The following is a 20,076-nucleotide window of genomic DNA, read 5'->3' as shown; positions in this document are numbered from 1 at the left end:
TGAGCAAGTGTAGACAGTTGGCGGTACACTTTTTCGATGGCTGATGCCGACGTTGTCGCGATGCATATGAGCGACGGGATCGTGAACCTCCCGACCTCGCTGCTGTTCGGCGTGATCGCCATCGTGGGCGTCGGTCTCTGTGCGTGGAAGGCTCGATCCGAACTCGACGAGCGGACCGTCCCGATGGCCGGACTGGTCGCGGCATTTGTCTTCGCCGTCCAGATGGTCAATTTCCCCATACTCCCGGGCGTGAGCGGCCACCTGCTCGGTGGTGCGCTGGCAGCCATTCTCGTCGGACCGTTCACGGGAGCGCTCTGTGTCTCGATCGTTCTGGTGGTACAGGCACTACTGTTCGCCGACGGCGGCACCAGTGCCCTCGGCACCAACATCACCAACATGGCATTGATCGGAGTCTGCGTAGGCTACGGAGTTGCGCTGCTGCTGCGTCCGGTACTCCTCGGTAGAAGCACACCGACAGGACGCGCGCTGACCGTAGGCACGCCCGGCGGCCTCGGGGCGCTCGCATTTCTCGCCGCGCTGTGCGGAACCGTCTGTGCCGCCATGGGATTCGTACTCGAGTATGCCCTCGGCGGAAGTGTATCGGGTTCGCTCGGCACCGTCGGCGCCTACATGCTCGGCACCCACGTCCTCATCGGAATCGGCGAGGGCCTGATCACGGCCCTGACAGTGCTGACGGTGGCGCGTGCCCGGCCAGACCTTGTCTACCTGCTGCGCACCGCCCCGAAGCGCCACACGAGCGACGCATGAAAAAATCCCCGACTCGGCGCTTCTACTTCTGCTTCGCGCTCGCAGCTTTGATAGTGGCGGGATTCGTGTCGTACTTCGCGAGTTCGCATCCCGACGGACTGGACTCGGCGACGCTGCGCGGATGCGAGATCACCCGAACGGACACCGGTGCCGAGACCCTTACCGGATCGTGCATCGCGCAAGGCGAAACCGACCATGCGATGACCGGATCATTGTTGGCCGACTACACGGTCGGCGGCCGAGACGGGTTGACCGGTGTCGCTGGGGTCGTCGGAGTTCTCGCCACGTTTGCGTTCGCCGGCGGAGCCTTCTGGTTGATCGCCCGCTCGCGCAGGCCCGCGGCCGGACGAGACGACTGACTCATGGGTGCCGGGCATTACCACCCGCTCTACCGCGAGGGCTCCTCGGCGGTTCACTGCACGCCGGTAGAGGTCAAGATCGTGTGCGCCATCGTCACAGTGCTCGCGATAGTGGCCACGCCACGAGAGATGTTCTGGCCGTTCGCCTTGTATGCGGCTGCGCTGATGTGCCTCTGGCGGTATGCGAACGTCCCGCTGCGGTGGATTCTGCCCCGCATGGTCATCGAGTTGCCGTTCGTCCTGCTCGCAGTACTGCTGCCATTCGCCGAGGGTGGCGCACGCGTATCGGTCCTCGGTGCGTCGTTGTCGGAGCCGGGTCTCTACGCGGCGTGGGGAATCGTCGCCAAAGGAACTCTCGGCGTTGCCACTTCGCTCACGTTCGCCGCCACCACGCATTCGCGCGACCTTCCGCTCGGCCTCACGCGGTTACGCGTCCCCGCTCTGATCACCACGATCCTGGTGCTGATGTTGCGATACATAGATCTTCTTGCGGGAGAAGCCACACGGATGCGCAACGCCCGCCTCTCGCGTGGCGATTCTCCTCGCGTGATTCACCAGGTCGGCGCCACCGCTCGCGGCGTCGGAGGATTGTTCCTGCGCTCGTACGAGCGCGGCGAGCGCGTCCACCTGTCGATGGCATCTCGTGGTTTCACCGGCAGCATCCCCGATATGGCGGGCATCGCGGGCGTGGCGGCCCCCGCCGACTCGAGATCATGGGCGACAGGTTTGATTCCCGCGTACTTCGCAGTTGCCATTGCGCTCGGCGCCTGGGTTGTGTCGTGAATCCTGCCATCGAGGTCTGCGGTCTCACCTTCGTCTATCCCGACGGCCGAGTCGCCATCGACGGCATCGACCTCCACATCGCAGTCGGGGAGCGAATTGCGATACTCGGGCCGAACGGAGCCGGTAAGACCACGCTGATGCTTCAGCTCAACGGTGTGCTCACTGCCACCTCCGGCAGGGTTCGGATCAGCGGTATCGAGCTGAAACGAGCGACGGTGCAAGACATCCGGCGACGCGTCGGCATCGTGTTCCAAGATCCGGACGATCAGCTGTTCATGCCGACCGTCGCACAGGACGTCGCGTTCGGTCCAGCGAATTTCGGCGTCACGGGCGAGGCGCTGACGCAGCGAGTGAAGGCCGCGCTCGAATCCGTCGGAATGCTCGATGAAGCCGACCGCAGCGCAGCGCACCTCTCCGGTGGCCAGCGTCGACGGGTCGCCTTGGCGACGGTACTGGCCTGTGAACCCGACGTTCTGGTGTTGGACGAGCCCTCCGCCAATCTCGATCCCGTCGCGCGGCGGGAACTCGCCGAGACACTATTGACGCTGGACACCACGATGTTGCTGGTCACCCACGACATCCCCTACGCCGCGCAACTGTGCGATCGCGTGGTCGTGCTCGACGAAGGGAAGATCGTCGCTGACGGCAGCGTTCACGACGTGCTGGCAGACCGCGATCTCCTGGGCCGGCATCGTCTCGAACTGCCGTGGGGCTTCTCGCTTCCGCGAACACGAGGCCGCTCGTCGCCGTAAATCTTGAAACTGCGGCAATCTTGAAACTGCGACGTTCTTGAAACTGAGCCGCGAAACGAGTACCACTGACGCGGCGCCGAGCGCACTATGGACTGATGCACGAACTGTCGATCACACAGTGCATCGTCGATGCGGCGTGTGAGCGCGCCGCGGGCCGGACGGTAGCGAGCGTCCGTGTGCAGGTCGGTCGGCTCTGTGCCGTAGTCCCCGATTCGATGCAATTCTGCTTCGAACTGATCACCGAGGGAACCCTGATGCAAGGCGCTCGACTCGACATCGACGAGACGGCGGCCAGTGCCCATTGCCGTGGGTGCGATTCGGATTTCGCGTTGGCCGATTCGATTCTGCTGTGCTCGTGCGGTAGCGCGGATGTCGAGGTGATCTCGGGTCGGGAACTGAGAATTCTGTCTATGGAAGTGAGCTGAACTCATGTGTGCAACCTGCGGATGCGACGGTGACGGCGGACCGGTTATCACCGTGCCTCACGACCACTCACACGAACACACACACGAGCACTCACACGAGCATCCGCACGAACACCCGCACACCGAAACCATCACACTGGAGCAAAAGGTGCTGGCGAAGAACGACCTGCTGGCCGAGCGCAATCGGGGCTGGCTGGCCGGTCGCGGAATCACCGCGTTCAACATGATGAGCTCGCCCGGGGCCGGCAAAACGACGCTACTCGAGCGCACTATTGGACACCTGGGGCAATCGAGGCCCATAGCCGTGATCGAAGGCGATCAGGAGACGCTGCTCGATGCCGACCGCATCAAGGCGGCAGGATGTGCTGTGGTGCAGGTGAACACGGGCTCGGGGTGCCATCTGGACGCGGACATGGTGCGCGGCGCGCTCGATGTGCTCGATCCTGCGGAGGGCTCGCTGCTCTTCGTGGAGAATGTGGGAAACCTGGTCTGCCCAGCGATGTTCGATCTCGGCGAGCAAGGTAAGGTTGTCCTAATTTCCGTCACCGAGGGGGACGACAAGCCACTCAAATATCCACATATATTCGCAGCCGCCGATCTGGTGATCATCAATAAGACCGACCTGCTACCGTACGTCGACTTCAATATGGAAACCTGTGCGCGACACGCGAAGTCGATAAACCCACGACTCGAGATCCTGGCGACGTCGGCAACCGACGGTGACGGAATGGACGCCTGGTACCGATGGATCGCCGAGCATTGATCGCCCTTGCCTCCCATCCTCATTGACACCTTTACCATGCAAGAGTACAAAGTGATATACATCACACAAGCAAGCCGACGGTCGACTCCGGTGATGTAGGGGCATCCCCGCGGCCCCGGAGAGCGGACTTCATGCCCACCAAGGCAGCAGTCGAAGCCGAAAAGGCGCTTATTCACGTGCTGTGGATCAACGCCGGACTCAGTTGCGACGGAGATTCGGTGGCCCTGACTGCAGCCACCCAACCCAGTATCGAAGAGATAGCTCTCGGTGCCCTCCCTGGCCTACCCCAGGTGGCCGTGCACTGGCCGCTCATCGATTTCGAGTGCGGGCCGGTAGGTGGCGCCGACGATTTCCTCGAGTGGTTCAGGAAAGCGGATCGAGGCGAGCTGGAGCCTTTCGTTCTTGTCGTCGAGGGCTCGATCCCCAACGAAGCGCTGCACGACGAGGGCTATTGGTGCGGCTTCGGTAACGACCCCGAGACCGGACAGCCGATCACGACGAGCGAGTGGCTGGACCGGCTTGCGCCCAAAGCCACCGCAATAGTTGCCGTCGGAACATGCGCAACATACGGCGGAATTCACGCCATGGCAGGCAATCCGACGGGTGCCATGGGTGTACCCGACTACCTTGGCTGGGAATGGAAGTCGAAGGCCGGCATACCCATCGTGTGCGTTCCCGGTTGCCCCATCCAGCCGGACAACCTGTCGGAAACCCTGACATACCTGCTCTACATGGCGACCGATCAAGCGCCGATGATCCCCCTCGACGACGCTCTTCGTCCGCAATGGTTGTTCGGTCAGACGGTGCACGAAGGATGCGACCGTGCAGGCTATTACGAGCAAGGCGATTTCGCCACCGAGTACGGCTCCCCCAAGTGCATCGTCAAACTCGGATGCTGGGGTCCAGTGGTGAAATGCAATGTACCCAAGCGTGGTTGGATGAACGGCGTAGGAGGATGCCCCAACGTCGGCGGAATCTGCATCGGCTGCACGATGCCCGGATTCCCCGACAAGTTCATGCCGTTCATGGACGAACCTCCGGGCGGCAAGCTCTCTACCACCGCGTCGGGAATGTACGGGTCGGTGATTCGCAGTCTGCGACATATCACCGGCAAAACGGTCGATCACGAACCGAAGTGGCGTCATCCCGGCCGCACGCTCGAAACCGGCGCCACCCGCACTTGGTGACGCATCACCCAAGTCCACTCCCACACCGAAGCGAGTCCGAAGAAGAGGCCCTCGATGACAGCCACCATCCCCAACCCGTCCCACAAGGCAACCGACGAAGACGGTTTGGTGGAGATGGCATGGGACCCGATCACTCGAATAGTCGGCAGCCTCGGGATCTACACGAAGATCGACTTCAAGAACAAAGAAGTGGTCGAGTGTCACAGTACGTCGTCGATCTTTCGAGGCTATTCCATCTTCATGAAGGGCAAAGACCCGCGCGATGCCCACTTCATCACCAGTCGTATCTGCGGAATCTGCGGCGACAACCACGCGACGTGCTCGTGCTACGCGCAGAACATGGCGTACGGCGTAAAGCCTCCTCACCTCGGCGAATGGATCGTCAACCTTGGTGAAGCCGCAGAATACATGTTCGACCACAACATCTTTCAAGAGAACCTGGTCGGCGTGGACTACTGCGAGAAGATGGTATCGGAAACCAATCCCAGCGTCCTGGCCAAGGCCGAGAACACGCGGGCGCCGCACGAGGGCGAACACGGCTATCGCACCATCGCCGACATCATGCGCTCACTCAATCCGTTCACCGGTGAGTTCTATCGCGAGGCACTCGTCGTGAGCCGCTCCACCCGAGAAATGTTCTGTCTCATGGAGGGTCGACATGTCCACCCCTCGACTCTCTATCCCGGCGGTGTCGGAACTGTAGCGACAATTCAGTTGATGACCGACTACATCACTCGTCTGATGCGTTACATCGAATTCATGAAGAAGGTCGTGCCCATGCACGACGACCTCTTCGACTTCTTCTACGAAGCACTTCCCGGATACGAAAAGGTAGGGCTCCGAAGGACGCTGCTCGGTTGCTGGGGTTCGTTCCAGGATCCCGACGTGTGCAACTTCGATTACAAGGACATGACCAAATGGGGACGAGCAATGTTCGTCACCCCGGGAATCGTCGTGGACGGCAAGCAGATCACCACCGATCTGGTCGACATCAATCTCGGCATCCGGATCCTGCTCGGCTCCTCCTACTACGATGACTGGACCGACCAGGAAATGTTCGTCAAGAACGATCCGCTGGGCAATCCTGTCGACCGTAGGCATCCTTGGAATCAGCACACCAATCCCAAGCCTCAGAAGCGCGACATGGAGGACAAGTACAGCTGGGTCATGTCGCCGCGCTGGTTCGACGGCAAGGAGCATCTGGCCCTCGACACCGGCGGCGGACCGCTTGCGCGCCTGTGGAACACCGCCCTTGCCGAGTTGGTGGACATCGGCTACGTCAAGTCGACCGGGCACAGCGTGCAGATCAACCTACCCAAGACTGCCTTGAAAGGCCCGGTCAGCTTCGAGTGGAAGATCCCAGAGCACGGTAGCAACACCATCGAGCGCAATCGGGCCCGCACCTACTTTCAGGCCTACGCTGCGGCAGCGGCATTGCACTTCGCCGAGAAAGCACTCGTGGAGATCCGCGCCGGCCGCACCAAAACGTGGGAGAAGTTCGAGGTACCGGACGAAGGTATCGGATGCGGATTCACCGAGGCGGTACGCGGAGTTCTTTCCCACCACATGGTTATTCGCGACGGCAAGATCGCCAACTACCATCCCTATCCGCCCACTCCGTGGAACGCCAATCCGCGGGATTCGTACGGCACCCCCGGCCCGTACGAGGATGCCGTACAGGGTCAGCCGATCTTCGAGGAGAACGATCGAGACCATTTCAAGGGCATCGACATCATGCGCACCGTGCGCAGTTTCGATCCGTGTCTGCCGTGCGGGGTGCACATGTATCTCGGCGACGGAAAAACCCTGGAGAAGCTGCATTCACCCACCCAATCCGTCACCGGTGAGTGACGGAGGCGCGCATGGATACCGATGCCCAGAGGGGTGCACCGGACGAATGGCGAACCGCAGGTGAGCGTATCGACGCCCTCATCGACGGCCTCTCGACCGGCGGCGCACTCGCCCGCGAACGTGCCGAACAACTCGTCCGGGAGGTCGCCGACCTCTACGGCGAGGCGCTCGCCCGCATCCTGGCTTCGGCCGGTCCGCAGCATAGAGCGCACATGGTGGACGACGATCTGATTGCCAGCCTCCTGCTCGTGCACGGGCTGCATCCGGACGACGTCGAGACTCGCGTACGCAATGCCCTCGACGGCGTCCGCCCGTACCTCGGCTCCCACGGCGGCGACGTCGAGTTGATCGGCGTGCAGGACGGCGTCGTGACTCTGCGATTGTTGGGTAGCTGCAAGAGTTGCCCCTCGTCGTCGGTGACGTTGGAACTGGCGGTCACCGATGCTGTCCAGGCCGCGGCTCCGGAAACCACCTCCATCGAAGTCCGCACCACGGACCCGGCGGCTGTGAACGGCGCGGCTGTGAACGGCGCGCCTCTGGACAGCGGTTCGTCCGGGGCACTGGCCTCGGGTTCACTGTTCTCGACCGAATCGCTGATGGCGAAAGTGCACGCCCACTCCGCGGCGGAAGGTACCTGGTCGGCGGTACCCGAACTCGCTGACGGTGAACTCGGCGGATTCAGCGTCGCAGGTACCGCGCTCGTCATTGCTCGCATCGGCGAGCACCGCTACGCCTACCTAGACAGGTGCCCTCGCTGCGAAGGTAGCTTCGCGGGCGCCGCGATGGCTCGGCGCGCCGGCCGACCCGTCGGTGATGCGGTGTTGCGATGCCCCACGTGCCGGGCTCACTACGACGTACGGGGAGCCGGCGCCGGGTTGGACGATCCCGGGCTGCACCTCGATCCGTTGCCCGTGCTTGTCAAGGACGGCGTGCTGTCGATAGCGATTCCTGCCCCGCCGGTGGGAGCGCCGTCATGAGCGGCCCGCTGGGGGCGCTCAATCGCATCACACGTTCGAAGCCGACGGCACCGGTGGGCGAACGCTGCGAGATGTGCGCCGAACCGATCCGCGACGAACACCAGCATGTGGTCAATACCCAAGCGCGTCAACTGATGTGCGTGTGTCGAGGCTGCTATCTGTTGTTCACCGACGCGAGTGCCGAGTTACGGTATCGTGCTGTTCCCGATCGGTATGTATCGTTTCCGGAGTTCGAACTGGGCCCGGGTCAATGGGACGAACTCGAGATACCGGTAGGCCTCGCTTTCTTCTTTCGCAATTCAGCGCTGGGAAGGACTGTCGCGTTCTATCCTGGCCCCGCCGGGGCCACCGAATCGGAGTTGCCGCTCGAGGCATGGGACAACGTCGTAGGGGCCAACCCGCAACTGTCTCTCCTCGCCGACGACGTCGAGGCCCTGTTGATTCGAACGGCCGGCGACATCACCTGTCATATCGTTCCCATCGACGCCTGTTACCAGTTGGTCGGCACGCTGCGGACGCTGTGGCGCGGTTTCGACGGTGGCCAGGACGCGCACCGCGAGATCGACAGCTTCTTCGCTGCCGTGGAGGCCCGCAGCCGCCCGGCACCAGGTGTCAGCCGCCCGGCTCCAGGTGTCAGCCGCCCGGCACCGGCCGCCACCTCGGATGCAGCATCATGACGCAGCTGTCGTTCTCCGTGATCGACATCGTCCCCGAAGAGTATGCGGTGACGCCCAATCTGACTGTGCAGCTGCGGATCGAGGAGACCACGGGCGCCACGATTCACGCACTGGCGTTGCGATGCCAAGTACGGATCGAACCGCAGCGCCGGCGCTATACCGATGCCGAGGCTGCCGCGATGGTCGATCTCTTCGGTGGGCGTGAGCGTTGGACGTCGACGCTGCGCTCGTTCCTGTGGATGCAATGCAGCACTGTGGTACAGGGCTTCTCCGGGGCATGCGAAGTCGACCTCCCGATGCCGTGCACCTACGACTTCGAAGTCGCGGCGTCGAAGTATCTGCACGCACTGGAGGAAGTGCGTGACGGCCATGATGCGAGTATTCCGATCGAACTGCTCTTCAGCGGCACCGTATTCACGAAAGGCACGAGCGGATTCGGCGTGCAGCAGATTCCGTGGGACCGGGAGTGCTCGTTCGAACTTCCAGTGCGGGCATGGCGGCGGTTGGTGAACATGCATTTTCCCAACACGGGCTGGATTCGGCTCGACCGAGATACCCTCGACGCACTCGCCTCCTACCGGTCCGAACGGGGAATGACCGGGCTCGACGACGCCGTCGTCGACCTGGTACGGACGGCACGTATCGCGGTCGGCGAGGTAGCGGGATGACAGCGCACAGCGATCTCGAGATCGCCAGGACCATCGCCGATGCCGTTCTCTACGAGGGCTATCTGCTCTACCCGTACCGGGCCAGCTCGCAGAAGAACCAATCGCGCTGGCAGTTCGGTGTGCTCGGGCCCATCGGAGCAGCGGCAGCGGGCCTCGGCGAGGAATCGACGATGTCGACCCAGTGCGTGGTAAGCGGCCACGGTTCCCTCAGCGTCACACTACGATTTCTTCAATTGCAGGTTCGGAGCATCGAGAAATGTTCCCCGGAATCGACATTCACCGAGGTATCCGAGATGACCATCGGATCGAACCGGTGGCTCAGCTGGGACGAGGCCATCTCGCAGGAGATAACACTCGATCGGTACGCACTGACCGATCTCACAGAACCACAGTATGTTTCGGTCGAGATACCCGGAGGGCGCGATTGCGAATTCATTCACACCGACGACGGCACAGTCGCGGGAAGAATCGTGCGCACCCGCTGGCCGCTGACAGCACGAGTATCGCTGCGTTGCGTACGAGTCGGCAAATTTTTCAGGCTCGAGATTGCCGTCGACAACGTCCATCGTGAAGAGAATCCGAACAAGGACAACGCCATCCGACGCTCCTTCATCGGCGCGCATCTGGTGATCACCTGTGAGGATGCAGCATTCGTATCGTTGCTCGAACCTCCCGACGACGCTGCCGACGTCGCCGCGTCGTGCACCCAGAGTCGGTGTTTCCCGGTGTTGTCCGGTGCGCCGGGCGCCACCGACGTCGTACTCGCCTCGCCGATCATCCTGTACGACTATCCGGAGATCGCGGCGCAGAGCGATGGGGCATTGTTCGATTCCACCGAGATCGACGAGATCCTGACGCTGCGGATCATGACAATGACCGACGACGAGAAGGCTCAGGCTCGCGCCACCGATCCGCTTGCGGCACAGATCATCGATCGGTGTGAGGCCATGTCCCCGGAATCGTTGCAGCAACTACACGGCGTGCTGCACGATCCGGGCGGGATGGGTGATCCGGGCGGTATCGGTAGTCCCGAGGGCCTGATACCCGAACTGCCCCAGGGTGTTCCGTGGTGGGATCCCGAAGCCGATACCGCTGTTCGACCGGATGTCGATGCGGTGCTCGTCGACGGTGTTCGGGTGTCGAAGGGCTGCCTCGTCCGTTTACGGCCCTCACGCAGAGCCGACGCGCAGGACCTCTTCTCGGCCGGCCGCACTGCGCGGGTCGCGACGGTCCATGCCGATGTCGACGGTGATATCCACGTCGGCGTCACGCTGCTCGACGATCCGGCGGCGGATCTGCACGACTGGTACGGCCGGTACCTCTATTTCGCGCCGGACGAAATCGAGCCGCTCGAAGCGCAGGTCAATCGAAAGGAGAGTCAGCCATGAACATGGTGGGAACGTTGACGACCGCAGTGGTCGGTGTGCTGGTGCTGGGTGCGGCATTCGTCGGAGTTCGATCGATCCCCGACATCAAACGGTACCTACGGATGCGCCGGATGTGACCGGCACGCAGATCCTCGTCGCAGGCATCGGCAACATCTTTCTCAGCGACGACGGATTCGGTCCTGAAGTGCTGAGAAGGATGGGCGGTCGGTCGCTGCCTGCGGGTGTGCGCGCGGTCGACTACGGCATCCGGGGTATGCATTTGGCCTATGACCTTCTCGGTAGCGCCGAACGGGCAGCCCCACAGGCTTTGATCATCGTCGACGCCGTGCCCGATCGCGGCTGCCCAGGTGCACTTCGCGCCTTCGACGTTGCCGCACCGGACCTCGAAGGTGGCGCGTTCGACCCGCACGGCATGGACCCAGGGTCGGTCCTCGTCTCGCTCGGTGCACTCGGCGGCGAACTACCCCGTACCGTTGTGGTCGGCTGCCAAGTCTTCTCCGTCGAAGACGGAATCGGATTGTCTCCCAACGTCATTTCCGTTGTCGACGATGCCGTCGACCTGGTCCTCGACACCGTCGAATTGCTTATCACGGAGTCACAGATGGGCCCGTCGCCAAGGACCGAAACATTTAGCGCCCGCGCATCTACCGCAGATGTGAGGGGTTGAGGGCCGTGTGCTTGGGAATCCCGGGTCGGGTAGTAGGCATGGTGGAGGGCTACGGCAACCAACTCGCGCTCGTCGATGTCGTCGGCGAACTTCGCAAAGTCAACATCGGCATGATGCCCGAGGACGTGTTCACTGAAGGCGACTGGGTCATCATCCACATGGGATTCGTGGTGGAGCGGACCGACGCCGACGGCGCCGAGAGAGCAATGGCCGGACTCGAATTGATGGGTCGGGCTCGGGAGGATCCGACGCCATGAGAGCGCGCAGACGGTTCGAAGTGAGCGGCGTCGTACAGGGGGTCGGGTTTAGGCCTTTCGTCTACACGACGGCATCGGAACTTTCGCTCTCGGGCAGCGTGGGCAACAACAGTTGCGGCGTCGAAATCGAAGTGGAAGGTGAACCTGCTGCGCTCGACGCATTCGAGTGGCGTCTGCGACAGCGCCCACCGGTGTTGGCGCTGGTGGAATCGATTGTCGTGACATCGCTGTCGACGCAGGGCGGGAACGGCTTTCACATTGCCGACACGCGGCGCGCCGACGGTGGCCGGACCCTTGCGTCACCCGATGTCGCCATCTGCCGCGATTGTCTGGTCGAGCTGGCAGACCCGACAAACGCGCGGTACCGGCATCCGTTCATCACCTGCACGAACTGCGGCCCGCGATTCACGATCATCACCGATCTCCCCTACGATCGCGCATCGACGACCATGGGGGCGTTCTCCATGTGCCCTCGATGTGCAATCCAATATCAGGACCCAAGCGATCGCCGATTTCACGCCCAGACCATAGCGTGTCACGACTGCGGTCCCACGCTTCGTTTCACCGATGGCTCGGGCACCCACTACCTTCGCGAGGACGCTCTGCGACACGCTCGTGCACTGCTGATGGGTGGCGGCATTCTCGCAGTCAAAGGAATAGGCGGATTCCATCTGGCGTGCGACGCGTCCAATGCCACTGCGGTACAGACCCTTCGCAGTCGCAAACAGCGGGGCGACAAACCTTTTGCGGTCATGGTTCGCGACATCGAGTCTGCCCGCGCATTGGCGACGCTCGGCGCCGAGGAGGAGGCGCTGCTCGACGGCGTCCGCAAGCCCATCGTGCTGGTGACACAACGCGACGACATCGACGAAAATCTTGCTCGATCGGTCGCGCCCGGTAACCGCGACATCGGACTCATGCTCGCGTACACGCCTCTTCATCACCTGCTTCTCGGCCTCGCGGGTGACGAGCCCGGACCCTTCGCGCTTGTCATGACATCCGGAAACCTCGGAGGCGAGCCGATCGTTCACGACAACAACGACGCACGACACCGGCTCATGTCACTGACCGACGCCTGGCTCGATCACGATCGCGGCATCGTTCTCTCCTGCGACGATTCAGTAGCACGTGTTGTCGACGGCGCCGAGCTGCCCGTACGCCGTTCACGAGGATATTCCCCGCTGCCACTGACACTCCCGTTCGACGTACCGGCTTCGCTGGCGGTCGGGGCAGATCTCAAGAACACGATGTGTGTCGCCGAAGGACGGTACGCATGGGTGAGCCAGCACATCGGCGACATGGACGACCTGGCGACGCTACAGACCTTCAGCACCACGGCAACGCACCTACAGACACTCACCGGCGTCACTCCTGTTCAGCTGATCGCCGATGCGCATCCCGGCTACCGATCGTCGATGTGGGCGCAGCGACATGCAGGTGGCCGGCCGATGCGTACCGTGCAACATCACCACGCACACGTTGCCGCCGTCATGGGTGAACATGGCCTCGACGGATCCTCCAAGGTCCTCGGCTTCGCTTTCGACGGAACCGGATACGGTCCTGACGGCGCCGTGTGGGGAGGAGAAGTACTCGTCGCCGACTACAAGGAGTATCAGCGCCTCACACACCTGAGCTATGTACAACTCGCCGGTGGCGATTCGAGTGTCGAGCGTCCCTATCGAATGGCTCTCTCGCACTTGCATGCTGCGGGCATCGATTGGTCTGCCGATCTGCCCAGCGTGAATGCGTGCCCACCCCGCGAACTCGCAGCGCTGTCCCACCAACTCGATACCGGTTTCGGATGTGTCCCCACCTCGAGCATGGGCCGATTGTTCGACGCCGTCGCCTCCCTCGTCGGAGTCCGTCATGTCGTCGAGTACGAAGCTCAAGCAGCCATCGAGCTCGAGGCCCTCGCCCGCGGCGTCGACTGCGGCGGAGTGCGATACGAGTTCGCACTACCCAACACCATCTTCAACGCCATGTCCGACGGCGGCACCGATAGTGAAACCGTCGATTGCGCTCCCGTCATCAGGGCGGTAGTCACCGATATTCGGGCAGGCGTTCCTGCGGCCGTCGTTGCCGCTCGCTTCCATGATGCGGTAGCTACTGCGGTGGTACACATCGCCGAGGCAACCCGGGCGTCGACCGGGCAGGTGACCGTCGTACTCACCGGCGGTGTCTTCCAGAACGCGCTCCTGCTCTCCTCCACCGTGCAGGCACTGCGTGCTTCGGGATTTGTAGCGCTACGACCACACCGGCTACCGCCGAACGACGGGGGCCTCGCGCTGGGCCAGATTCTGATCGGATGTGCCTCGTGAAAGGAGCAAGACGATGTGCCTGGCTGTACCTGGAAAGATCATGAGTTTGGAGGATCGCGACGGCACGCTGATGGCCGAAGTCGACTTCGGCGGACTACGCAAGGAAGTTTGCCTGCAATACATCCCGGACGCGGTGCTCGGCGAGTACGTAGTGGTGCATGTCGGTTTCGCGATCCAGCGACTCGACGAGGTGTCGGCACTGAAGACACTGGCGGAATTCGAGCGGATGAACATCCTCGAGGAGGAGTTCGGTGACGGGTTCGCCCGCGCGGCGCGAGCAGCAGGCGTCGAGCCGGAAGCCACCGACACAAGCACAGGAGCGCGATCATGAAGTATCTGGACGAGTTCAGCAATCCCGAGCTGGCAAAGCGCCTACTCGATCAGATTCACGCTGCCACTACGAAGCCTTGGGCAATCATGGAGGTGTGTGGCGGACAGACACATTCGATCATTCGGCACGGGATAGACCAGCTGCTACCCGATCAGATCGAGATGATTCACGGTCCCGGCTGCCCGGTATGCGTGACACCGCTCGAGATCATCGACAAGGCCCTCGCGATCGCCGCGCAGCCGGGCGTGATCTTTTGTTCCTTCGGCGACATGCTGCGGGTACCAGGGAGCACACAGGATCTTTTTCACATCAAGAGTGCGGGCGGCGACATCCGCGTCGTCTACTCACCTCTCGATGCGCTGACCATCGCGAAAGACAATCCGGATCGAGAGGTCGTCTTCTTCGGCATCGGATTCGAGACCACAGCACCTGCCAATGCGATGACGGTGTACCAAGCCAAGAAGCAAGGGATCAAGAACTTTTCACTGCTCGTCTCGCACGTGCTCGTGCCGCCTGCAATCGCAGCCATCATGGAGTCGCCGACGTGCCGGGTTCAGGCTTTCCTCGCGGCAGGCCACGTGTGCAGTGTCATGGGCACCGGCGAGTACCCACCACTCGCCGAAAAATACAAAGTTCCCATGGTGGTCACCGGTTTCGAGCCGCTGGACATCCTGGAGGGGATCCGGCGCACTGTACTGCAATTGGAATCGGGCCGGCACGAGCTCGAGAATGCGTACCCTCGCGCGGTGACTTCGGAGGGCAACTCACCCGCGCAGGCAATGCTGGCCGAAATCTTCGAGGTAACGGATCGGACGTGGCGCGGAATCGGCATGATTCCGAAAAGCGGTTGGCAGTTGTCGCGGGCCTACCTCGATTTCGATGCAGAGCTCCGCTTCTCGGTGTCCGACATCCACACTGCGGAATCGTCGATCTGTCGGTCGGGTGAAGTGCTGCAAGGCCTGATCAAGCCCAACGAGTGTGCGGCATTCGGGAAGGAATGTACTCCGCGGAATCCACTCGGAGCCACCATGGTTTCCTCCGAAGGCGCGTGTGCCGCCTACTACCTCTACCGTCGTCTCGAGCAGCCCGCGGCGGCGAGTCATGCGTGAGCACGCCTCGCCCGTGGCCGCGGCGATCGACATCGAATCATGGGTGTGCCCAGCGCCGCTGCGTGATTCACCGAACATCGTCATGGGTCACGGCGGCGGTGGAGCGCTCTCCGCAGAGCTGATCGAGCATCTCTTCCTCCCGGCGTTCGGTTCCGCGGCGGACGCCGGCCTCGGAGATTCAGCGGTGCTGACCCTCGGCGGCGCAAAGTTGGCGTTCTCGACCGACTCGTACGTCGTGAAGCCGATGGTCTTTCCCGGCGGAACGATCGGGGATCTCGCTGTCAACGGAACGGTCAACGACCTTGCCATGTCCGGGGCGCGACCGATGGTGCTGTCGACGGCCTTCATCCTCGAAGAGGGCACTGCGCTTGCCGACATAGCTCGTATCGCAACGGCCATGGGAACGGCAGCCCTCGCGGCCGGTGTGACCCTCGTGACGGGCGACACCAAAGTCGTCGACTCGGGTCACGGGGACGGCGTCTTCATCAACACGGCGGGCATTGGCGTCATCGACGACGGGGTGGACATCAAACCCCAACGCGCCTCGGTGGGTGACGTCGTGATCGTCAGCGGCGACATCGGAGTACACGGCATCGCCGTCATGAGTTGTCGAGAGGGTCTGGAATTCGGTACCGAGGTGCTTTCGGACTCTGCGCCGCTCAACGGACTGGTGGCCGCGATGGTTGCGACCGGCGCCGACATACACACTCTGCGCGATCCCACGAGGGGCGGCGTGGCAGCAACTCTCAACGAAATCGCGAAGGCTGCCGGGGTTGGAGTCGCGATCGTCGAGGGCGCGTTGCCGATTCCGAGCGCCGTACGCGACGCATGTGGCGTTCTCGGACTGGACCCCCTCTTCGTCGCGAACGAAGGCAAGCTTCTCGCATTCGTTCCACGCACCAGCGCCGATCGGGTACTCGAAGCAATGCGTGCTCACCCACTCGGAGCCAATGCAACAGTCATCGGCGAGTGCGTGCAGGATCACCCCGGCATGGTGGTGGCACGCACAACGTTCGGGGCGAGCAGAGTCGTCGATCTTCCACTCGGCGAACAACTTCCTCGAATCTGTTGATGGCGATGCCCGTGCGATGACGAACGATATCGATGCCGGACAGCGTGGTCCCGTGCTGTTCAATCGCTACGCCTACCCACCCAACGAACTCGGATACTGCGGACCGGATGGATCGGCGGATCTTCTCGCTCGCCTCAGTTCCGGCGTCGGGGACATGGACCTACGCGCTAGAGCCCGTGGTTTCGACGGCGCCTGGCCATACCTGGAAACCCTGGCGACAACACTGAGCGCTGCTGATTCCCTTCCTATAGATCCACTTGATGCCGAGGTGGTACATGCCTACTGGGTCGGCAGCGATCTCACGTCTTCGGTCGACCCGAAGACGTTGATCGATCGGTTGCGAGTCGATTTCGCGGGGCAGAGCGGTGGCGTGGTGCACGACATCGACTTCGACACGGACTGCATGGCACACCACAGCTTTCATGTTTTTGCCGTGTACCCGTGGCTCCGGTTGCTCCCCCGCGGCGCCGACGTCCCGCTCGCAGTCCTTCAGCAATGCCGAGTTCGTTGGGGCACCGTCGTTTCGGTGAGCGACGAATACGTGGATCTACTGTCGGAGCCGTTGCAGTTTCTGGGTGGCACCCTCTCTCTCGGTGCTCCGGTAGCCGAGACTGCCCGATGGAGTTCGGCGGGCCGTTCTCTACTTGCCAGGCCCAACGTGGGCGATCTGGTCTCGCTGCATTGGGATTGGGTATGCGATCGCATCGACGCCATGGATGTGCATCACCTGCAACGCTGCACCGACGCGTCGATCAGCGTCGCGAACCGCGCCTTGCAGTCGATGTGAGCTCCAACAGGCTACTTCAACTCGGGCATCTGATCGTCACGCCATTCGCCCGGCAGCACCTGACCCGACTCCTCGCGCGCCCGCAGTTCGACGCGGCGGATCTTGCCCGAGATCGTCTTCGGTAGTTCGAAGAATTCGATCCGTCGCACTCGCAGGTACGGGGCGAGGTGTTCGCGGGCGTACTTCAAAATCTCGAATGCCGTCTCCTCGTTCGGCTCCCAGCCTGCCGCCAGCGCCACGTAGGCCTTCGGTACAGCCAGCCTGGTTTCATCGGGAGCCGGTACGACGGCGGCCTCCGCCACGGCCGGATGCTCGATCAGCACGCTCTCTAGCTCGAACGGCGATACCTTGTAGTCGGACGCCTTGAACACGTCGTCGGTGCGGCCGACATAGGTGATGTAGCCGTTCTCGTCACGCGATGCGACGTCGCCGGTGTGGTAGTAACCGCCCGCCATGACTTCTTGGTTTCTGGCCGGGTTGTCGAGGTACCCGGTCATGAGATTGAGCGGGCGGGTGCTCAGATCGAGGCAGATCTCTCCCTCGTCGGACGGTTCACCCGTCACCGGGTCGATGATGACGACGGCAACACCGGGCAGCGGACGGCCCATCGAGCCGAACTTCAGCTCGGCCCCCGGTGTATTCGCTACCAGCGCAGTGGTTTCCGTCTGACCGAAACCGTCGCGGATGTTGAGTCCCCACTGCTTCTGTACGTGCGAGATCACCTCGGGATTGAGAGGCTCGCCTGCGCCGATCGCTTCCCTCAGCGCGCCTTTGCCGCCGGAGATATCAGCTTGAATCAGCATGCGCCACACAGTCGGTGGCGCGCAGAACGTCGTCACCTTCGCTCGTCTGATCTGTTCGAGAAGAGCTGCGGCATCGAAACGTCGGTAGTTGTAGATGAAGATGGTTGCCTCGGCGAGCCACGGCGCGAAGAAACAGCTCCACGCATGCTTCGCCCAGCCAGGCGAGCTGATGTTCAGATGAATATCACCCGGCTTCAGACCGAGGAAATACATCGTGGAGAGATGTCCGACGGGGTACGACACCTGCGTGTGCTCGACGAGTTTCGGCTTACTCGTCGTACCGGAGGTGAAGTACAGCAGAAGGCGGTCGTCGGGCGCGGTGACCGACTCGAACGGCTGGGCATCGGCGATGTCGTAGGCGGCGCTGTAGCGTGTCCAGCCGTCGACGTCGCCGATCGAGATCTTCAGATAGTCGCCGGGGACATCGTCGAACTTCGGAGCATCGGCCGGATTGACGATTACGGCCTTCGCCTGCCCGCGCTCGACCCGATCGGTGAGGTCGGCCGACCCGATGGCCGTGGTCGTCGGCATCAGGACGGCACCGAGCTTCATGACGGCCAGCATCGATTCCCACAGTTCGACCTGGTTGCCGAGCATGAGGACAACGGAGTCGCCGCGGCCGATGCCGAGGGATTGGAGCCAGCGTCCGACCTGATCGGACCGGCGGGCCATGGCGTCGAAGCTGTACTCGGCTTCGGAACCGTCCTCTTCGACGATCCACAGTGCGGTTCCGTCGTTACCGCGTGCGAACCCGTCGAACCAGTCGATCGCCCAGTTGAACGTGTCTGCGAACGTGGGCCACTGGAAGTTGGCGACGGCGGCGTCGTAGTCGCCGTGGGCATCGAGGAGTAGATCTCGTGCTTTCTTGAATTCCGCTGACATGGTGACTCCCTGTTGTGGCGCGCGTCTCACTCGAGTCAACGTTATGTCCACGGAAAATCAGGCGCTACCCCCGAACGGGGGTAGCGCCTCGTGAGTGGAAATACGTCCCCGGCGACGTACTTCCGCTCACGTGCGGGCGCAGCCCGCCTAAATCCGCTCGCCACTCTCCGGGTGGAACAAATGCACGTGCCCGTCGAGCTTGGTGAGGCCGATGCTCTGCCCGATCTTCGCGGGCGCGCGGACGGCCGATCGCGCAACGAGCGAGACCGGACCTCCGTCGAGCCCCTTCACCTTCGGGTCGTCCAGATGCGCATAGACGTACGACTCGCTTCCCAACTCTTCGATCAGATCGACGTGAGCGGCGAATCCCGAACCGTGCTCGATGCCGAGCTGTTCGGGGCGGAGCCCGATGGTGACGGTGGAGAGCTTGGCACTCGACAGCGCGGAGAGCGCACCACGTTCGAGCGGCAACGTCGCGTCACCGATCTGCACGCCATCGGAGTTGATCGGCACTGTCATCAGGTTCATTGCAGGCGATCCGATGAATCCGGCGACGAACGCGTTGACGGGGTTGTCGTAGAGGTCCGTCGGGCTGGCGAACTGCTGCAGCTTGCCACCGCGCAGCACTGCAACACGGTCACCCATCGTCATGGCCTCGACCTGGTCGTGCGTGACGTACACGGTCGTCGTGCCGAGCCGACGTTGCAGCGCCGCAATCTGCGTACGCGTCTGCACGCGCAGCTTGGCGTCGAGGTTCGACAGCGGCTCGTCCATGCAGAACACCTGAGGTTCACGAACGATAGCGCGGCCCATCGCAACCCGTTGGCGCTGACCGCCGGACAGCTTGCCGGGCTTGCGGTCCAAGTACTCGGTGAGATCGAGGATCTCGGCAGCTTTGGCGACCTTCTGTTTGCGCTCCTCAGCGGAGACTCCGCGCATCTTGAGCGCAAAGCCCATGTTTTCACCGACGGTCTTGTTCGGATAGAGCGCGTAGTTCTGGAACACCATCGCGATGTCGCGATCCTTGGACGGCACACCGACCATGTTCTTGCCACCGATCTCGATGGCGCCACCGTCGATGTCCTCCAGTCCGGCGAGCATCCGCAGCGCGGTGGACTTGCCCGAGCCGGAAGGTCCGACGAGTACGACGAATTCGCCGTCCTGGATGTCGAGGTCGAGGGCATCGACCGCGAGCGTGTCGGCGCCTTCATAGACGCATGATGCTTTCTTGTACGCAATTGCAGCCATGACG

General features: G+C 62.6%; 22 protein-coding genes. 20 read left to right on the top strand and 2 right to left on the bottom strand.

The window, feature by feature from the left end; all coding sequences use genetic code 11:
* The first annotated feature begins 60 nt into the window (after positions 1-60).
* From QMK17_RS15380 to QMK17_RS15290, 20 genes are all read left to right on the top strand, one after another.
* Positions 61-768: an energy-coupling factor ABC transporter permease gene (locus QMK17_RS15380; protein WP_283510173.1), complete on the top strand. Its 708-nt coding sequence runs from the start codon at positions 61-63 to the stop codon at positions 766-768.
* Entirely contained in the window at positions 765-1,127 is a 363-nt protein-coding gene (locus tag QMK17_RS15375) for a PDGLE domain-containing protein (RefSeq protein WP_283510135.1), read from the top strand. The genes QMK17_RS15380 and QMK17_RS15375 overlap by 4 nt, the downstream gene beginning before the upstream one ends.
* Before the next feature lie 3 nt (positions 1,128-1,130).
* Complete coding sequence (gene cbiQ / locus QMK17_RS15370) at positions 1,131-1,910, top strand: cobalt ECF transporter T component CbiQ (RefSeq protein WP_283510134.1); 780 nt, start codon at positions 1,131-1,133, stop codon at positions 1,908-1,910.
* The gene (locus tag QMK17_RS15365; protein WP_283510133.1) at positions 1,907-2,662 is read left to right on the top strand and encodes an energy-coupling factor ABC transporter ATP-binding protein; all 756 of its coding nucleotides are present in this window, start codon (positions 1,907-1,909) and stop codon (positions 2,660-2,662) included. The genes cbiQ and QMK17_RS15365 overlap by 4 nt, the downstream gene beginning before the upstream one ends.
* Before the next feature lie 95 nt (positions 2,663-2,757).
* Positions 2,758-3,087, top strand: a complete 330-nt coding sequence (locus QMK17_RS15360) for a hydrogenase maturation nickel metallochaperone HypA/HybF (protein ID WP_283510132.1) — start codon at positions 2,758-2,760, stop codon at positions 3,085-3,087.
* 4 nt (positions 3,088-3,091) lie between these two features.
* The gene (gene hypB / locus QMK17_RS15355; RefSeq protein WP_283510131.1) at positions 3,092-3,850 is read left to right on the top strand and encodes a hydrogenase nickel incorporation protein HypB; all 759 of its coding nucleotides are present in this window, start codon (positions 3,092-3,094) and stop codon (positions 3,848-3,850) included.
* A 131-nt stretch (positions 3,851-3,981) separates the two neighbouring features.
* The gene (locus tag QMK17_RS15350) at positions 3,982-5,037 is read left to right on the top strand and encodes a hydrogenase expression protein HypE (protein WP_283510130.1); all 1,056 of its coding nucleotides are present in this window, start codon (positions 3,982-3,984) and stop codon (positions 5,035-5,037) included.
* A gap of 54 nt (positions 5,038-5,091) precedes the next feature.
* Positions 5,092-6,888 (top strand): nickel-dependent hydrogenase large subunit, encoded by a 1,797-nt coding sequence (locus QMK17_RS15345; RefSeq protein ID WP_283510129.1) that lies wholly within the window; start codon positions 5,092-5,094, stop codon positions 6,886-6,888.
* A gap of 11 nt (positions 6,889-6,899) precedes the next feature.
* Complete coding sequence (locus QMK17_RS15340; RefSeq protein WP_283510128.1) at positions 6,900-7,865, top strand: NifU family protein; 966 nt, start codon at positions 6,900-6,902, stop codon at positions 7,863-7,865.
* A complete protein-coding gene (locus QMK17_RS15335; RefSeq protein WP_283510127.1) occupies positions 7,862-8,542 on the top strand; it encodes a DUF5947 family protein in 681 nt (226 codons plus the stop codon). Before QMK17_RS15340 ends, QMK17_RS15335 begins: the two co-directional genes overlap by 4 nt.
* Positions 8,539-9,210 (top strand): DUF6084 family protein, encoded by a 672-nt coding sequence (locus tag QMK17_RS15330; protein ID WP_283510126.1) that lies wholly within the window; start codon positions 8,539-8,541, stop codon positions 9,208-9,210. The genes QMK17_RS15335 and QMK17_RS15330 overlap by 4 nt, the downstream gene beginning before the upstream one ends.
* Positions 9,207-10,598, top strand: coding sequence for a hypothetical protein (locus QMK17_RS15325; protein ID WP_283510125.1), 1,392 nt, complete (start codon positions 9,207-9,209; stop codon positions 10,596-10,598). Before QMK17_RS15330 ends, QMK17_RS15325 begins: the two co-directional genes overlap by 4 nt.
* Positions 10,595-10,714 carry a DUF6893 family small protein gene (locus QMK17_RS26495; RefSeq protein WP_442972771.1) on the top strand — a complete coding sequence of 40 codons (120 nt, stop codon included), beginning with the start codon at positions 10,595-10,597 and terminating at the stop codon, positions 10,712-10,714. The genes QMK17_RS15325 and QMK17_RS26495 overlap by 4 nt, the downstream gene beginning before the upstream one ends.
* Positions 10,711-11,265 carry a hydrogenase maturation protease gene (locus QMK17_RS15320; protein WP_283510124.1) on the top strand — a complete coding sequence of 185 codons (555 nt, stop codon included), beginning with the start codon at positions 10,711-10,713 and terminating at the stop codon, positions 11,263-11,265. The genes QMK17_RS26495 and QMK17_RS15320 overlap by 4 nt, the downstream gene beginning before the upstream one ends.
* A 5-nt stretch (positions 11,266-11,270) precedes the next feature.
* Positions 11,271-11,522, top strand: coding sequence for a HypC/HybG/HupF family hydrogenase formation chaperone (locus QMK17_RS15315; protein ID WP_283510123.1), 252 nt, complete (start codon positions 11,271-11,273; stop codon positions 11,520-11,522).
* Positions 11,519-13,840: a carbamoyltransferase HypF gene (hypF, locus tag QMK17_RS15310; protein ID WP_283510122.1), complete on the top strand. Its 2,322-nt coding sequence runs from the start codon at positions 11,519-11,521 to the stop codon at positions 13,838-13,840. Before QMK17_RS15315 ends, hypF begins: the two co-directional genes overlap by 4 nt.
* A gap of 13 nt (positions 13,841-13,853) precedes the next feature.
* Positions 13,854-14,171: a HypC/HybG/HupF family hydrogenase formation chaperone gene (locus QMK17_RS15305; protein WP_283510121.1), complete on the top strand. Its 318-nt coding sequence runs from the start codon at positions 13,854-13,856 to the stop codon at positions 14,169-14,171.
* A complete protein-coding gene (gene hypD, locus QMK17_RS15300) occupies positions 14,168-15,280 on the top strand; it encodes a hydrogenase formation protein HypD (protein WP_283510120.1) in 1,113 nt (370 codons plus the stop codon). The genes QMK17_RS15305 and hypD overlap by 4 nt, the downstream gene beginning before the upstream one ends.
* Positions 15,273-16,352 carry a hydrogenase expression/formation protein HypE gene (gene hypE / locus QMK17_RS15295; protein ID WP_283510119.1) on the top strand — a complete coding sequence of 360 codons (1,080 nt, stop codon included), beginning with the start codon at positions 15,273-15,275 and terminating at the stop codon, positions 16,350-16,352. The genes hypD and hypE overlap by 8 nt, the downstream gene beginning before the upstream one ends.
* Positions 16,353-16,368: 16 nt before the next feature.
* Positions 16,369-17,139 carry a DUF6390 family protein gene (locus QMK17_RS15290; RefSeq protein WP_283510118.1) on the top strand — a complete coding sequence of 257 codons (771 nt, stop codon included), beginning with the start codon at positions 16,369-16,371 and terminating at the stop codon, positions 17,137-17,139.
* Positions 17,140-17,150: 11 nt separating this feature from the next.
* On the opposite strand, the gene QMK17_RS15285 is transcribed toward QMK17_RS15290, so the two are convergent.
* Both QMK17_RS15285 and QMK17_RS15280 read right to left on the bottom strand, forming a co-directional pair.
* Positions 17,151-18,824, bottom strand: a complete 1,674-nt coding sequence (locus QMK17_RS15285; RefSeq protein ID WP_283510117.1) for an AMP-binding protein — start codon at positions 18,822-18,824, stop codon at positions 17,151-17,153.
* A gap of 147 nt (positions 18,825-18,971) precedes the next feature.
* Positions 18,972-20,072 (bottom strand): ABC transporter ATP-binding protein, encoded by a 1,101-nt coding sequence (locus tag QMK17_RS15280; RefSeq protein WP_283510116.1) that lies wholly within the window; start codon positions 20,070-20,072, stop codon positions 18,972-18,974.
* Between the last annotated feature and the right edge of the window lie 4 nt (positions 20,073-20,076).

It is taken from the genome of Rhodococcus sp. G-MC3 (genome assembly GCF_030063335.1).
GTDB lineage: Bacteria > Actinomycetota > Actinomycetes > Mycobacteriales > Mycobacteriaceae > Rhodococcoides.
The sequence above is the reverse complement of the archived record's forward strand: the minus strand, read 5'-3'. Positions and strand labels throughout refer to the sequence as shown.